The organism is Pontibacter sp. 13R65 (genome assembly GCF_047525655.1).
Lineage (GTDB): Bacteria > Bacteroidota > Bacteroidia > Cytophagales > Hymenobacteraceae > Pontibacter.
The window spans coordinates 106,450-121,768 of record NZ_JBLIQL010000001.1 but is presented as its reverse complement, the minus strand read 5'-3'; the positions used below and the strand labels follow the sequence as shown (position 1 = coordinate 121,768).

Below are 15,319 nucleotides of genomic sequence, written 5' to 3'. Positions count from 1 at the left end.
TCTGGAGCAGCAGCATACAAGTGCTGTCTTTTTGTTTCCATACTATTAAAAAGGATATCTATGCGCAAAGGCACTTTACAATTCTGGCTTCTCTTTATCGTATCAATCATACTCTCGGTTATTGCCATTTCGCTTTTTTTTAAAGCACTTAAGCTCATACTGTATGTCATACTGGTAGCAGCCCTGGCTCCTGTTATTTACATTGTACTGCGTATGTTTTTGGTAAAGAGAAAAAAACCGGAAGACAAGCTAAAGCAAAGAGAGTAGTTGCACGCGCCAGACTCTAGTTTTTGGCCTACCCAATTTCAAACTGAACAGTAAGTTTATGAACAAAAACGCCCTAATTCTATTACTGGTTATGCTTACCATGAGTGCCCTCTTTGGGTTTAAACAATATGAGCAAACAGCCTCTAAAGAGCTCATGACAGTTATTGCCACTGGCAGCGGCCGGAATATTACCATTAACATCTCGAGCACCGGTACTAAAACCAGCTTTGTGCAGAAAAAACTAAAAACAGAGCATGATGCAGACTATGCTGCCGTGCTTAATCTGGTAAAAGCACAGCAAAACAATGGCTGGCACTTAAATAGCAGCAATTACTCCGCCGGCACAGGCCCAAGCTCCGATTTCTATTTATACTTTCTCCTGGAAAAGTAAGGTTTATAGCATAGGTGCAAACAATCGACTTCTCTAAAGGCCCTTCCCCACTTTAAGCCTGAAAACCTCCGGAAGGCCGTTTTTATTAGAAGAATTCTCTCCTAGACCACTCAGCAATGTATTGCGGCAGCATGCTGCGAAGAGAAAACCTTTCCAGGTGCACAAATTGAGACGCCACTGTTCGAGCGTTCAGCGAGTTTGGCGGCTCTTGATTTTTTTGGTTCTTTTTGTATTAAGACAAAAAGAACAAGGAAGCAGGCAATGTAACAATAACCTGCTGCAGTCAAAGAAAGAACAGCAACTATGCTAACTTAGACTCCCAAACCAGTAGCCATTGCAAGGCTCTTGCCCACAAGATCCCATAGGGATGACAAAATGAGGAATGACGGAGGACTACCGACTAATTCGCTACTACCGCACAATTTGGGTTATAATAATTGACCTTGGCCGCTTCTTGAAAGCCTCCACACCTTGCCTCTTTGGTTTAAAAGAATATGTGCTGCGCCAACCGAAAGGTGTTGGCATGCGCTTCTATAATATGGGCAATCTGCTTAGAGTAGCCACCTCCCATGCTCACAGCTACAGGTAATTTATGCGTAGCACATAGTTCCAGCACTACCCGGTCACGCTCCTTACAGCCGGCAATGCTCATGCCGAGCTTGCCTAGTTTGTCGGTCGCCAGCACATCTACCCCCGACTGGAAAAACACAAACTCCGGCTCCTGCTCCTGCAAAAGGCGGGGCAGCGTGTTGTGGAGCAGATGTAGATACGCTTTGTCATCGGTGCCATCGGGCAGCGGAATATCCAGGTCTGACTGCTCTTTGCGGTGAGGGTAATTGTTGCCGCCATGCATACTAAAGGTAAACACCCGAGGTTCCTCTCTAAAAATCTCTGCAGTACCATTGCCCTGGTGCACATCCAGGTCTACTACCAATATTTTGCGGATGCCCTTGTGCTGGAGCAGGTAAGTAGCTGCAATGCCAATGTCGTTGAGCAGGCAGAAGCCTTCGCCCCTATCTGTAAAAGCGTGGTGCGTGCCACCGGCAATGTTCATCCCGATACCGAACTCCAAGGCAAACAAAGCCGCTTGTACGGTGCCGTTCATAATCACGATCTCCCGGTTAATGAGTTCTTCGGAGTGGGGGAACCCTGTCTTCCTGATTTCAGATGGCGTGAGTTGCAAGTGACGCAGGCGGTGCCAATAGGTGGCATTGTGTGTGGCGGTTATAAGGGAGTCGGGAGCAGGCGCAGGTGCAAAAAGGTTTTGAGAAGAAATAGTACCCTCATAGAGCAACTGCTCCGGCAGCAGATCATACTTGGCCATCGGGAAACGGTGACCTTCGGGCAGGGAGTGAGCAAAAATTTCGGACCAGGCAATTTTAAGCATATCACAAAGTAACAACAAAGCACCCACAGAAGTTTTACCAGCATCTCACAAAAACTTATTTCGAACTATGGCCGCCCCCCTACCGCATAAGTTCAAGCAGGTCTCCAGAACTCTTTCAGAGGCAAATGCAGCCTGCATGCTTACTTTATAAACATAAATCTCGCGGCGAACTGGCGTCTTATCCTCCAGAATATCACTACTTTACCTAAGTTAGTACCGGAACAGCTATAGACACAAAAAGATATGCACGTTAATAAACACACAAAATGTGGATAACTTTGTTGACATCGCATGTTTATCCACCACCAACTGTTAAAAGTCTGTTAACAATCTCACGTTTTCTTAACAAATTTTTCATATCTATAGTAATTACCAATGCTTTACATCCTTGTGCAGAAGTTGGACAACTTTGCTCTCAAAGCTTGTCGTTTTGTTAGAGCTTGAATAGGGAGTTTGTAACCTATGGAGTTCTTTAAGGAGTATAAACTAAAAAAAGCTTCTCACCTTCTAACCAAACCTACTAAACTATGAAGAAGACATTCACCACATTTGCTATACTATTTACCCTTATTTTTACGGCACATGCCCAACAGGAAGACTATAGCGGGCCAAGCAGTATGCAGCAGAATCACAACCTACTGATTAGTGCCGGTGCACCTAACTCTGGCTTGGGCATAAAAGGCGGTGTCAACTTTTCGCAGGTCAGAGGCAACGATAAAGACTTGCTTGGTACGGTCAGCAACCTAACTAGCTTTCATGCAGGCCTGTTTGCACAATTTTCTTTGTCAGAGACTTTCTCAATTCAGCCCGAAGTTTTATATTCACGAAGGGGTTATGAGCGCAATGACTCTACCTTCCGATTCGACTACCTGGATTTACCGATTCTTGCCGTCGTGAACGTAACAGATCGTATTAGCTTTCATGCAGGGCCGCAAATCGGTATTATGATGTCTGGGAAACAAACCGGCCGCGAAATAGATCTGGGCCCCTATAACACGTTCGACTACGGCGTAGCTGCAGGAGCCGAGGCAAGGGTGAACCGGTTCAGGCTAGGAGCACGCTATTCGCTGGCGCTAACAGATCTGCGCAAAGAAAACGCCCAGGGCCAGAATATAAATGAAGACATAAAAAATGGGGTGTTCCAGGTGTACCTGGGCATTGGCATCTAACAAAACATACCAGCTAGCAGATCATGAAGGGCAACAACAGATGGCGAAAAGTTTCTGAGGTAATGGTCTGCCTGCTCCTCGTTTTTTTGGCAGGGGCTTGCGACACAACTATTAAAACAGACGACGCAATGGTGGGTGAGGCATTGGCGACAAACAAGTCGACTGCTCCATCTGAAGCCTTGATCATAGACACTGCCAAAAGCGAAGTGCACTGGATAGGCGCTAAAATGACCGGAAGGCACAACGGCAGGTTCCACATACAAAGCGGAGAAATACAGCTACAGAAAGGAGAAATAAGCGGCGGCAAAATTATTATCGACCTCGCCTCGCTGGAATGCACCGACAAATCGATTAACGCGGAAAGCAACAAGAAATTAGCGACCCACCTTAAATCTGGCGATTTCTTTGATGTAGAAAAGCATCCCACCTCCACCTTCGAGATTGTGTCTGTTGCACCCTTCGACAGCCTGAACAAAAAAGAAGAAATACCACCAGGCAGAGCCTTCAGCGAACTTAAAATAAACAGCCCTACCCACTCCATTACCGGTAACCTGACCATCAAAGGCAACACCAAAAGCGTTACGTTTCCGGCAAGAGTGACAGTAGAAGACAATCAGCTTAAGGCAAAAGCTAACTTTAACATAGACCGAACCAAGTGGGGGCTGGTGTACCGCTCCGACGAATCTTTGGGCGACAAAACAATATACTCCAGCGTGAATATTGGCTTTAACATTATTGCTAAACCAGCTACAGGTGTAACCGTGGCAGAACAGTAAAGGTAGCGGCTCTAGAGGCTATAGCTTACCTCACTTCCGAGAAGTATAAAAATGAAACGGCTGCTTTTTAAGGCAGCCGTTTCGCTTCATCACAAATCTGCATGAGCAGCTTACCGCTCATGCTTCCCTTCGGCAAATTCTTCTATTATCTTTTTGTTGAAAGCCGGAATATCGTCTGGGTTACGGCTGGTCACAATACCTTTGTCCACCACCACTTCCTCGTCTACCCATTCTGCCCCGGCGTTTATAAGGTCAGTTTTAAGGGTTGGGTAGCTTGTCATTTTCAGGCCTTTTACTTTTCCGGTTTCAATCAGAGTCCAGGGGCCATGGCAGATTGCTGCTACCGGTTTTCCGCTTTCTATAAAGTCATTTACAAAAGCAACCGCTTGCTCGTTGCCTCGCAGGTGGTCTGGGTTCATAACGCCACCTGGCAGCAGCAGGCCCTGGTAATCTGCAGCCTTCGCTTCCGAGAGCTTCTTATCGACTTTAAAAGTATCGCCCCAGTCAGTATGCTCCCAGCCTTTCACCTCGGCATCCTGCGGTGAAATAATATGTGTTTCGGCACCGGCATCTTCCAACGCTTTCTTAGGCTCTGTTAGTTCTACCTGCTCAAATCCATTATCTACTAATATCGCTATCTTTTTTCCAGCCAGTTGTGTAGCCATTTTTATATTCTTTTTTAGGTTAACATTGTTTTAACATCGTTCTATCTATAAACGCATAGCGCTCTTATTTGTTAAACCCTGCCGCTGCGTTGCCTTTTAAAACAAGCTTTCTGAAGTGCGTAGCAGCAAATTATTCAAATAAAATTGGTCTCCCGGAGTCTTTTTCGATCATTAGGCACCCAGGTATTAGCTAGCAGCGCTCTGGTTTTAGCTAAGCGGCAAGAGAGTAAAAAGTTTATTTTTGGACTACAAAATTGACCTTCTTGATAGATAGTAACCAGTTGATGGTACGTTCAGCCAGAGCAAAACAGCATTATATTTTTCGACCTCTGTTTGGAATTAGTCTAAATAACTATAATTTTGAAGATGCATCCAGAGGCTACGGCTATGGCAGCTTTTAGCCGCTGGTGGTATTCGTAATTTATTGCCTTACGCCTTACTGCCGCAGGATAGCAATATCCTGGTCTGGTGGTTCCTTTAGCAGCCAGGTAATAACCCAAAATCATAGTAATCTATCTCCTCAGTGTATGAAAAAGAAACCTGTTTGGCGAAAGCTCATTAATGATCTACATCTTTGGTTAGGCATAGGCAGTGGCCTGGTGCTTTTTGTAGTATGCCTGAGCGGCACCATCTACACTTTTCATACTGAGATCGAAGAGTTTATAGAATCTGACAAGTTCAACGTGAACGTGCCTGCCAATGCGGTAGCTATATCGCCTGATGTGCTTGTTGCAACTCTGGAGAAGGAGCTGAAAGGAAAAGTAGTATCGCTAGAAATTCCGCAGGACCCTGCCAAGCCTTACCGTTTAGGAGTAGCACAGGCTAACGCAGGCGAGGAAAAAGGAGCAGGCAGGAGCCGCGAGGGAGGCAGAGAAGGACAGGGAAAAGGCAACGTAGAAGCCCGGAGTGGCCGCGAAGCAGGCACTGAGGGCGGAGCCGTAGCAGCCAAAGGCAAAGATGCAGAAGCAAAAGCCCAAGGCGCAGCAGGCGGCCGCGGACGTGGCGGCAGACCAACCACTTACCTTGTAGACCAATACACTGGTACTGTAAAAGGTACAACAGAAACCGCTGCTTCGGCCTTCTTCTTAGGCACCATGAAGCTTCACCGCTGGCTGCTAATAGAGGCAGAACCAGGGGCCATTAACCCAGGCAGAGTCATTGTAGGCTCGGCTACCATTATCTTTGTTTTCCTGCTGCTTTCGGGGCTGGTTATGTGGTTCCCGCTTAAAATCAAAAACTGGAAGCAAGGCTTTAAAGTAAAAATGAGCGGCAACTGGAAACGCACTAACCACGACCTGCACAACACACTGGGCTTTTATAGCTTGCCGCTGCTCCTGGTTATGTCGCTCACGGGCCTTTGCTGGTCTTTTGAGTGGTACAAAGACGGCGCAAGTGTGGTGCTGGGAGAAGAAATATTTAAAGGCCGCCGGGAAAAACCTTTACCCTCCGACCCTGCCACCGCTACTGGCGCTCAACCAACTATTGTTGCCTTTCTGCAGAAAGCCGATGCGCTTCTTCCATACGAAGGCAACACCAGAATCTCATTACCGGCCGACTCCACCGGCTCTGTAGTTATAAATAAAAGCAAAGCTGGCTTCTTTGCCCTCGCCGCTTCTGACAAGGTGCAACTAAACCAATATACCGCAGCGGTACTCCAGGTAGATAAGTTTTCAGACAAGCCACTGAATGCGCAGATAGCAGGCTCTATAAAGCCACTGCACCTGGGCGATATTTACGGCACCTTCTCTAAAATACTTTACTTTATTGCTTGCCTTGTAGCCACCTCTCTACCCGTGACCGGGGTTATTATCTGGATTAACAAGCTTAAGAAAAAGCCAAAAAACAAGCAACGAAGCTTTAAGCCCAGAACCATGGCCTCCAGCATCGGAAGCTAAAAATACCTCCGGAAGGCCTTTTTCATTAGAATAATTCAGGATAAGGCCAACTGGCACAGCCGGGGCTTGCGACTTGCTCGTAAGCCCCGGCTTTTTTATGGTGCAGGCAGAGCTCGCGCCGCCCTGTGTTAGCCGGTATACCTTTGCTGGAATTTACGTATAGTAGGTAGCATGCATACCATTTTTAGTTCCGGCACCGTTCCTACCTTATGATGAAGCTAAAACTCTTTGCCTTTGCACTCCTGCTCAGCCTTGCGGCCACTAAACCGGCTTGGTCTCAGGAGGTGGAAGTAATTAAATACCAAGATTTCGAAAAGCTGCGCCAACTCCCCCACGACACCCTGTATGTCGTTAATTTCTGGGCCACCTGGTGCGGCCCCTGCGTAAAAGAACTCCCTTATTTCGAAACAGCCCACAAGCAGTACAAAGATCAGCCGGTAAAGGTACTGCTGGTGAGCATGGATGCAGTGCAGGACTTGGAGAAGCGCGTAAAAACTTTTGCCAAAAAACGTGGCCTGCAGTCGGAGCTTCTGCTGCTCGACGAGCCGGATGGTAACACCTTTATAGATAAGGTAGACCCGAAATGGACCGGTGCTATTCCGGCCACCATCATGTTCAACAACAAACGCAACACCTACTATTTCTTAGAGGGAGAAATGAAGCAGGAACAGCTCGAACAACTCATACAGCAATATAAACCTTAATCCATAGTCTATGAAAAGAGTCAGAATACCGATTGTTTATGCCGTGTGCCTGCTTTTTGTGGGCCTGCTCCTCGCTGCTATACCTGCCGCCGAATCGGGTTATCAGGTAGGCGATACTGCCCGCGACTTTAAGCTTAAGAATGTAGATGGCAAAATGGTTTCTATGGCCGATTACAAAGATGCCAAAGGCTTTATCGTAACCTTTACCTGCAACACCTGCCCCTATTCCGTAGCCTACGAAGACCGCCTGATTGAGCTCCACAACAAGTTTGCTCCTAAAGGTTACCCGCTCATAGCCATCAACCCCAACGATACCAAAGCCTCTCCAAAGGACTCTTTCGGTGATATGCAGAAACGGGCCAAAGAAAAAAAATTCCCTTTCCCTTACCTACAGGACGAAAGCCAGGACATAACCAGAGCCTACGGTGCCAGCCGCACTCCCCATATTTATGTGGTACAGAAACAGCAGGATGGCACCTACAAAGTAGCGTACATTGGAGCCGTAGACGACAATTCGAGAGAGGCTGACAAAGTACAGAAAAAATACGCCGAAGAAGCTATAGAGGAGTTAGTGGCGGGCAAAACCATTAGCCAGCCTACTACAAAAGCTATTGGCTGCACCATTAAGTGGCGCGAAGCTTAGTTTCAGATTTAAATTATAAAAGCACCGGGCTTTCAACTTAACAGTTGAAAGCCCGGTGCTTTTAAATCTCCCGCTTATCGGCAGGCAGGGGCAGCTCTATGGGCTTAACCGTGCTGTCTGCCTTCTGGGCCGCCGCCAGGTGCTGCTCCTGCTTCATGCCAGCTATTCGGGCTTCTACTTCAAACTTGTTGTTGTAATATCCCACCCGCATCGACTCCACAAGGTAGAGCCACAGAAACCGCAGGTAACCATATTGCCGGAACTGCTCTATATGGCACAGCTCGTGTGCCACCCACCCCTGGTTCTTCAGAAAAACCTCTTTGCTTACACCGCTCAAGTGCACCTTTTTCCCCAGTACCATGGCTACATTGCTACTCTTGAGCACCATGCGGGCTATACGCGCAAACGGAGAATTCTCCACTATTTTTATATCCATAAACATCTTCTAAAAAATGTCATAAAACGCTTTTCTCAATCGCTTTTCCGGCTTTTTCAGTTTTTAACAGATTAATAATTTGCTTCCCCCTAAAAAGCCTTTAACTGCATAAAAATGCCTCTATATTTGGAACTTTTAAAAATGAAGCCTACTTTCACAGCTTCTAAAGATGACATAACATCAAAAACGTTATAAGCTGGTGTAATTTCAGTACTTTTTTAAGCCAGCTTTTTAAAAGATAAAGGTGAAACTGTTAGCCTGTACTACAGGTCTGAAACAAGCCAAACCCTATGGTAAAAAGTATTATTCTTAGCATACTGGCACTAGCTTCGCTTACGCTTTCGTTCTTATACGAAATAGCTCCCGAAGACAGTGAGCCACCACTTCCTGTAGGCGATGCCGCTGCTTTTCTGCTGCCTCCACCCTACGAGTCCGAAAGCCCGGAACCAGAACTCCCTACGCCAAAAGACTCTCTTTTTTACGAGCAATACGCTAAAAAGCTCGGCACCCGCCTCGACTACAGCGAAGATAAAGAACTGCTGAAGACTGTAACAAAATGGCTGGGCACTCCCTACCGCTATGGCAGCAACACACGCAAAGGCACCGACTGCTCCGGTTTTGTAACCAGCATTTACCGCGATGTATATGGCATAGACCTCAGCCGGAACTCCCACTCCATGTTTAGTGATGTGGAACGGATCAGAAAAGACAGCATCCAGACAGGTGACCTTGTCTTTTTCCGCAGAGGGCCTAACCAGCCTATTTACCATGTAGGCATTTATCTGAAAGGAAACAAATTCATTCACTCTGCCACCAACGGAGGCGTAAAGATCAGCTCTCTTAAAGAACCCTATTACCGCAGCCATTATTTTGCCGCAGGCCGCGTAAACTAATCCTCCAGGTTTTAACTGCAAACTATAAAGCCCTGCTATACATTTGTTATGGCAGGGCTTTATAGTTTGCAGAGGCATAACATTTTAAAGAAGAGCCAGTATAGTAAAAGGCAGCGGTTAAGGGTAACCAAACTTACAGAGACCAGGAAAAACAGCACCTGGAGAAACTGGTGAAAATAGTTAGGGCAATATGGGAAAACACTATTTTCTTGTTCATCATATATCCATACTTTTGACGTTATATTTTATACTATACAGAACAAGCACAGTACTAATGGAGAACCAGGAACAAGAGGGCAAAAAAGTAGCGCAAAGCCCTATATTTAAAAATATACTTAAAAAAGCTGAGCATTTTTTGCAGCACCCCATGCAGGTTACCAAACTGCTGGCCGATAGCTTAAAAAAAGCCAGCACCAAGAAAAACATCGGCACGCTGGCTACCGAGGCTTGGGAAAGTCTGCAACTGCTCTCCCGCATGATTAAAGCGGCCATGGCAGGAGAATACAAAGGCATTCCGACTTCTACTCTGGTTGGTGGTATAGCCGTGTTTATTTATTTCCTGACGCCGATAGACCTGATACCTGATGTGATTCCGGTAATAGGCCTCTTAGACGATGCCACCCTGTTAGCCTGGTTCATGACGAGCATAAAATCGGAGTTGGACCGCTTTAACGAATGGGAAAGCTCCAAACCTGTTCCTGCACCTGATCAAATGGCCGTTGCCACCACTGAGCCCGTACACAACTCCGACAGCTCATTTGGAACACCAAAGTATAGCGACCAGCCCGCTGGCACGGTGCAGGTAAACGACAAAACAAATAATTAATTAAACAATAAAAGCTTATGGATGCAAACAAGAAAGACAGCCGGAACAAAGCAGAAGATGTAAAAGGCTCCATGAAGACAAAAAACAACTCTGAGGAGCAGGAAAACAGCGGTAAAGTGCCGCATCATACTTCGCAGGGCCACACCACAGGAGCAACAGGCTCAGCTACCAACAGCGCAGAACCCACTTTGCGTTCTGCCACCACCGACAGTTCGCGTGTACCGAAGAACGCAAACGATGATCTGCCAACTGGCGGCAACATAAGATAAATTTAGAAATTTACAGGAAAGGCTGCTCTCGGGCAGCCTTTCCTGTTTTTACATATTATCTCTAAAAAGGCCTTTCTACCTCCATTTTGGGTTAAATTGAATTATTGCTAGGCTACAATATAGTACAATTCAAATACAGATAAATACTTTTTTTAAGACAAAACCGCTCTTAATGATAGCGTTTTAAGAAAATAATTATTTATATTTGGCCTACTGTTTTGGACTTTAACTTATTAGCCACTGTGTCCTCATCATTTTTACGTTTATCTTCCGTTAATCTCCACATTGACGGCATTGGAAAAGTGCTGATCGAAAGGAGTGATAAGGCTAAACGCCTTACCATCAGTGTTCGTCCGCTCAAAGGAATCCGGGTAGCGGTGCCTCCGCATGTAAGCTTCGAAAAAGCTGAACAATTAATCTACACCAAATCCGACTGGATAAAGGAGCACCAGGCGCTCATGCAAAAGCATGAGGCGAAAGTAACAGTGTATGACCATAACACAGAATTTAAAACCCGCTCTCATACCCTGCGCCTCTTAACCCACGCACAGTACACGATGCGCTGCGTTATCGATAAAGAATATATAAACGTATTTTACCCGGCTCACAAAGATGTGTGCGACGCTGATGTTCAGAAGTTCATCCGGAAGTGTATAGAAGAAGCTTACCGAAAAGAGGCCAAGCAATATTTGCCGGAGCGTGTGGCCTATTTTGCCGATAAGTTTGGTTTTGAGTACCAGAACGTCTTTATCAAGAATGCCAAATCGCGTTGGGGCAGCTGCTCTTTCACGAATAACATTAACCTGAACCTACACCTCATGCGCCTGCCCGATGCCCTCTGCGATTATGTTATTTTGCACGAGCTGGCACACACGGTAGAAAAGAACCACGGCCCCGGCTTCTGGTCGCTCCTCGACAGCATTTGCGGAAACGCCAGGTCATTGGATAAAAAGCTAAAAGCCTACCGCATTACCATTTACTAATCAAGCGGCTATCGATAACATAACTACTACCAAACTCTTTTGCCAATCAGTGCCTTAGGCTTGTTCATACCTAAATTGCCTCTGAAAGGGCAAATTCATTAGAATAATCTTCTGGCTGTGCCTAATTTAAAATATGGCTGCTCTGAAGGCAGCAGTGTAGCAGAAAAGGCCAAAGGCTTTATATCCTAAAAAAGCCTCTGGAAGGCCGATTTCATTCGAATAATTAGAGTTGTGCTCTAGCGAGTTTCAGACAATAACTCTACAAGACCCTAAAAAAGAAGCAGCACGCGCTTATGCGCGTGCTGCTTCTTTTTTAGGGGTGAAACCTTCTTTTTATTAATCCACCTTCTGGATGGTTTGCGTAGTTAAGTAATTGATAAAATCGCCTACTGTATCTATTGGCACTTCATCTGGAATGGTGACATGAAAGTTTTTTTCCAACTCCAGAATAATATCCACCACATCAATTGGATCGAAACCAAAGTCCTGCGACAGGTTTGCTTTGGCCCGCACTCTGGCTGGTCGAATATGCTTGGTTTTGCTAATGATCTTAACAACCGCTTTCTCTATAGTCTTCTCTGTTGTCAGCATAAATTTAAATCGTATAGTCCTTTACTTTTCCATTAACAGGCATATTCTCCTGTCTTACTTTAAGAGCTACTGCTGCTCTTTTCTTTTTTCCTATTACTCTGTCTTTCAATTTCTCATTTAGCAGGTACATCACCGGCACAATTACCAGCGTCACGATGGTGGCAAAACCTAACCCGAAAATAATCGTCCAAGCCAGTGGCCCCCAGAAAGCAGCACTGCTGCCTCCCATAAAGAAGTTTGGCTCAAATGCTGTAAACAAGGTGAAGAAGTTTAAGTTAATACCTAATGCCAGCGGTATCAGACCTAAGATAGTAGCAGTGGCTGTAAGCAGTACCGGGTTCAGACGTGTCTTGCCAGCCTCCACTATCGCCTCCTTCAGCTCCTTACCTTCTGCAAGCAGCACTTCTGTGAACTCCACAATTAAAATGCCATTTTTTACAACTATGCCGGCTAAGGCCACAATTCCTACTCCTGTCATTACAATAGAAGCATCCATGCCAAAAATGGAGAAGCCCAGCAACACACCTATAATGCTAAAGAGAACCTCAGACAGTATAATAAATGGCTTGGAAATGGAGTTAAACTGAGTTACAAGAATAAGGAAAATAATACAGAATGCCGCTACCAGCGCCACCATCAGAAACTGACCAGTCTCCTGTTGTTCTTCCTGCTGGCCTCCCATGCGCACTTCGTAGCCTTCGGGTGTCTGGAAGTTAACCAGCGACTGCTCTATTTGCTGCACTATTTCGTTGGCATTGTAACCATTCAGCACATTAGACTCCAGCGTAACCATACGCTTCAGGTTTTTGCGCTTTATGCCGCCATAAGTATTGGAGTATTCTATAGTAGCAACAGACGATAAAGGAATTTGTCGCACCAGGCCTGAGTTCATGTCGCGGTAGGTAATGAGCATACCGAGTAACGCATCTATGTTTTTGCGGTAAGGCTCAGCATATCGCACCTGAATCGGGTATTCGTCTTCGTCGAGCTTGAACTTAGATGCCTCTTTACCGAAGATTGCGGTACGTACTTCTGAGCCAATTTGCCCGGTGCTGATACCTTCGCGGTTGGCACGCTCACGGTCTATGTTGATCACAATCTCAGGCTTGCTGTCTTCTAAATCCGATTGCAAGCCTTCTATGCCAGGTATCTGCAATTGGTTAATATAGGCCTCTACATTTTTAGATAATCCAATGAGCTCCTGAAAGTCTTCACCAGAAATCTCGATGCTGATGGGTTTGCCCACCGGCGGCCCGTTCTGCTCTTTGTCTACGGTGATGTCTACTCCCGGAATACCTTTTACTACCTCCCGTATTTCATTTAGGTAAGCGCCAGAAGTTTTGTCGCCAGTCCAGTCCTGATACTCCACAAAAGCCACTGTTACTTTGCCTTTGTGCGACTGTGCAGTGGTACTACGGTCGTTCTGATCGCCGGCACCAATGGCTACGTTAGATATAACCGACTCCACGTTCGGGTTATTCTCGCCCAAAACTTTATAGATGCGTTTTTCCACCAGCTTTGTCACAGAGTCTGTCACCACCTGATCGGTACCTACAGGCAGCTGAATGTAAGTGTAAACAAAGTTCGGGTCGCTATCCGGGAAGAAAACAACCTTTGGAGAACGAATACCTATCGCAACAAAAGATAAAATCAGCAACAAGATTATACCTCCAAATACTGCCAAAGGCCGCATGCCTACAAGGGTCCAGCGCAGCATACGCTCATAACCATTCATAAACCGAGGCAGCACTTTGTTCTGGAAGCCATCAATCATGCGAGTAAACACATATTTGTTCAGGAGCACGAGCACCACACCCAGCATAATAAGGTTTGCCGTACCATACCAGCCAACTATATACAACAGGCCTGCTACCACCATGGCTGCCACCGTAATGAACAGGAACTTTTTGCGCGCCCTCGGAGACACTTCCTTATGATGGTCTTTCTTCATGAAAGTAACCGCAAACACAGGATTGATGATAAACGCCACCAGCAACGACGACACCAAGGTTATGATAAGCGTGATGGGCAGGAAAAACATGAACTTACCAACCACACCCGGCCAGAACGCCAGCGGCAGGAAAGGAGCTACCGTAGTAAGTGTACCTGCCAGCACCGGCACAAACACCTCTCCGGCTGCCTCTTTGGCAGCTTTCATGATGCTAATATTTGACTGGTGGAAAATACGGTGCGTGTTTTCAATTACCACAATGGCATCGTCTACTACTATACCCAAAGCCAGCAGGAACGAGAACAGCACAATCATATTTAGCGAAAAACCTAAAGTTGGCATTATAATAAATGCCAGGAACATAGACAGCGGCACCGACAAACCAACGAAAATCGCATTGGTGGTACCCATAAAGAACATGAGAATGAGCGTTACCAGCACAAACCCGATAATAATGGTGTTGATCAGGTCATTAAGCGTGTGGCGGGTTTGGGTAGCCTGCTCACCAGTGATTGTTATTTTTAAATCATTCGGTAGCACCGTGCCCTGCATCTGATCTACCAGCTCCGATATTTTATCGGAAGCCTCAATCAGGTTTTCTCCGCTTCTTTTAATTACGTTCAGGGTAATAACCGGAGAATTATCAAGGCGGGCATAACTCTCCTGCTCCTCAAATCCTTCTTTTACCTCGGCTATTTCTTTTAGCTGAATATTGGCACCGGCTACAGACTTCACAACAATATCGCCTATTTTGTTCGGGTCTGTATACTGCCCTACCACCCTTACCGAGCGCTTCATTTCGCCTACAGCTACGTTACCACCCGATATGGTCATGTTTTCGTAAGCAATGGCATTGGCAATGTCGTTAAAGGTAACCCGGGCCGCCTGCATTTTATACATGTCCACGTTTACCTGCACTTCTTTCTCAAGTGCTCCTACCATGTCTACACGAGTAATCTCCGGCAGCCCTTCTATTCGGTCCTGTACATCTTCGGCATATTTTTTCAGCCTGTCAAGGCTGTAGTTGCCTGATACGTTTACCGACATGATCGGAAATTCAGAGAAGTTAACCTCCTGCACAGTTGGGTCCTGATCCAGGTCAGTTGGCAGGTCGGTACGGGCTTTGTCTACAGCATCTTTCACCAGTTGCTTGGCCTCCACTACCTCTACATCGGTATTGAATTCCACTGTAATCATGGAGAAGTCCTGCAGCGAGTTAGAAGTAACCTTCTTTACTCCTGAAATTGACTTTATCTGCTTTTCGATAGGCCGTGTTACCAGGTTCTCCATATCGGTAGGAGAAGTGCCCGGGTGTATGGTTCCCACAAATACAGTAGGAATTACAATATCAGGGAAGTTCTCCTTCTGCAGGTTTATATAAGAGAATATACCTGCAAAAGAGATAATGAGCGTAATGATATAAATACTGGTCCTGTTATCTATGGACCAACTGGTTGGCTTAAACTGTTTCAT

General features: G+C 46.0%; 16 protein-coding genes. 11 read left to right on the top strand and 5 right to left on the bottom strand.

Translation table 11 applies throughout. The annotated features are described in order from the left end of the window. Positions 1–60 precede the first annotated feature (60 nt). A complete protein-coding gene (locus tag ACMA1I_RS00555) occupies positions 61–267 on the top strand; it encodes a hypothetical protein (protein WP_337066279.1) in 207 nt (68 codons plus the stop codon). A 58-nt stretch (positions 268–325) separates the two neighbouring features. Beyond that, on the top strand, positions 326–658 hold the full coding sequence (locus ACMA1I_RS00550) for a hypothetical protein (RefSeq protein ID WP_337066278.1): 333 nt from the start codon (positions 326–328) through the stop codon (positions 656–658). 484 nt (positions 659–1,142) lie between these two features. Here ACMA1I_RS00550 and ACMA1I_RS00545 read toward each other — a convergent pair whose 3' ends face one another. Beyond that, positions 1,143–2,045: a histone deacetylase gene (locus ACMA1I_RS00545; protein ID WP_337066277.1), complete on the bottom strand. Its 903-nt coding sequence runs from the start codon at positions 2,043–2,045 to the stop codon at positions 1,143–1,145. A 527-nt stretch (positions 2,046–2,572) separates the two neighbouring features. Between ACMA1I_RS00545 and ACMA1I_RS00540 the strand changes: the two genes are divergently transcribed. Together ACMA1I_RS00540 and ACMA1I_RS00535 are read left to right on the top strand one after the other, a co-directional pair. After that, on the top strand, positions 2,573–3,214 hold the full coding sequence (locus ACMA1I_RS00540) for a porin family protein (RefSeq protein ID WP_337066276.1): 642 nt from the start codon (positions 2,573–2,575) through the stop codon (positions 3,212–3,214). 23 nt (positions 3,215–3,237) lie between these two features. Further along, a complete protein-coding gene (locus tag ACMA1I_RS00535) occupies positions 3,238–3,990 on the top strand; it encodes a YceI family protein (protein ID WP_337066275.1) in 753 nt (250 codons plus the stop codon). Between the two features lie 110 nt (positions 3,991–4,100). On the opposite strand, the gene ACMA1I_RS00530 is transcribed toward ACMA1I_RS00535, so the two are convergent. After that, on the bottom strand, positions 4,101–4,655 hold the full coding sequence (locus ACMA1I_RS00530; RefSeq protein WP_337066274.1) for a type 1 glutamine amidotransferase domain-containing protein: 555 nt from the start codon (positions 4,653–4,655) through the stop codon (positions 4,101–4,103). Between the two features lie 527 nt (positions 4,656–5,182). Between ACMA1I_RS00530 and ACMA1I_RS00525 the strand changes: the two genes are divergently transcribed. The 3 genes from ACMA1I_RS00525 to ACMA1I_RS00515 all read left to right on the top strand — a co-directional run bounded on the left by ACMA1I_RS00525 (position 5,183) and on the right by ACMA1I_RS00515 (position 7,897). Beyond that, positions 5,183–6,550, top strand: a complete 1,368-nt coding sequence (locus ACMA1I_RS00525) for a PepSY-associated TM helix domain-containing protein (RefSeq protein WP_337066273.1) — start codon at positions 5,183–5,185, stop codon at positions 6,548–6,550. 209 nt (positions 6,551–6,759) lie between these two features. Continuing rightward, entirely contained in the window at positions 6,760–7,254 is a 495-nt protein-coding gene (locus ACMA1I_RS00520; protein ID WP_337066272.1) for a TlpA disulfide reductase family protein, read from the top strand. A 10-nt stretch (positions 7,255–7,264) separates the two neighbouring features. Next, complete coding sequence (locus ACMA1I_RS00515; RefSeq protein ID WP_337066271.1) at positions 7,265–7,897, top strand: thioredoxin family protein; 633 nt, start codon at positions 7,265–7,267, stop codon at positions 7,895–7,897. Positions 7,898–7,958: 61 nt separating this feature from the next. Here ACMA1I_RS00515 and ACMA1I_RS00510 read toward each other — a convergent pair whose 3' ends face one another. Further along, positions 7,959–8,333, bottom strand: a complete 375-nt coding sequence (locus tag ACMA1I_RS00510) for a hypothetical protein (RefSeq protein ID WP_337066270.1) — start codon at positions 8,331–8,333, stop codon at positions 7,959–7,961. 290 nt (positions 8,334–8,623) lie between these two features. On the opposite strand from ACMA1I_RS00510, the gene ACMA1I_RS00505 reads away from it, so the two are divergent. From ACMA1I_RS00505 to ACMA1I_RS00490, 4 genes are all read left to right on the top strand, one after another. Continuing rightward, the gene (locus ACMA1I_RS00505) at positions 8,624–9,226 is read left to right on the top strand and encodes a C40 family peptidase (RefSeq protein ID WP_337066269.1); all 603 of its coding nucleotides are present in this window, start codon (positions 8,624–8,626) and stop codon (positions 9,224–9,226) included. 274 nt (positions 9,227–9,500) lie between these two features. Next, a complete protein-coding gene (locus ACMA1I_RS00500; protein ID WP_337066268.1) occupies positions 9,501–10,052 on the top strand; it encodes a YkvA family protein in 552 nt (183 codons plus the stop codon). Positions 10,053–10,069: 17 nt separating this feature from the next. Further along, on the top strand, positions 10,070–10,321 hold the full coding sequence (locus tag ACMA1I_RS00495) for a hypothetical protein (RefSeq protein ID WP_337066267.1): 252 nt from the start codon (positions 10,070–10,072) through the stop codon (positions 10,319–10,321). 242 nt (positions 10,322–10,563) lie between these two features. After that, positions 10,564–11,304, top strand: a complete 741-nt coding sequence (locus ACMA1I_RS00490; RefSeq protein ID WP_337066266.1) for a SprT family zinc-dependent metalloprotease — start codon at positions 10,564–10,566, stop codon at positions 11,302–11,304. A 336-nt stretch (positions 11,305–11,640) separates the two neighbouring features. Here the strand turns inward: ACMA1I_RS00490 and ACMA1I_RS00485 are convergent, their stop codons facing one another. Further along, positions 11,641–11,895 (bottom strand): acyl carrier protein, encoded by a 255-nt coding sequence (locus tag ACMA1I_RS00485; protein WP_337066265.1) that lies wholly within the window; start codon positions 11,893–11,895, stop codon positions 11,641–11,643. A 4-nt stretch (positions 11,896–11,899) separates the two neighbouring features. Next, a complete protein-coding gene (locus ACMA1I_RS00480; protein WP_337066264.1) occupies positions 11,900–15,319 on the bottom strand; it encodes an efflux RND transporter permease subunit in 3,420 nt (1,139 codons plus the stop codon).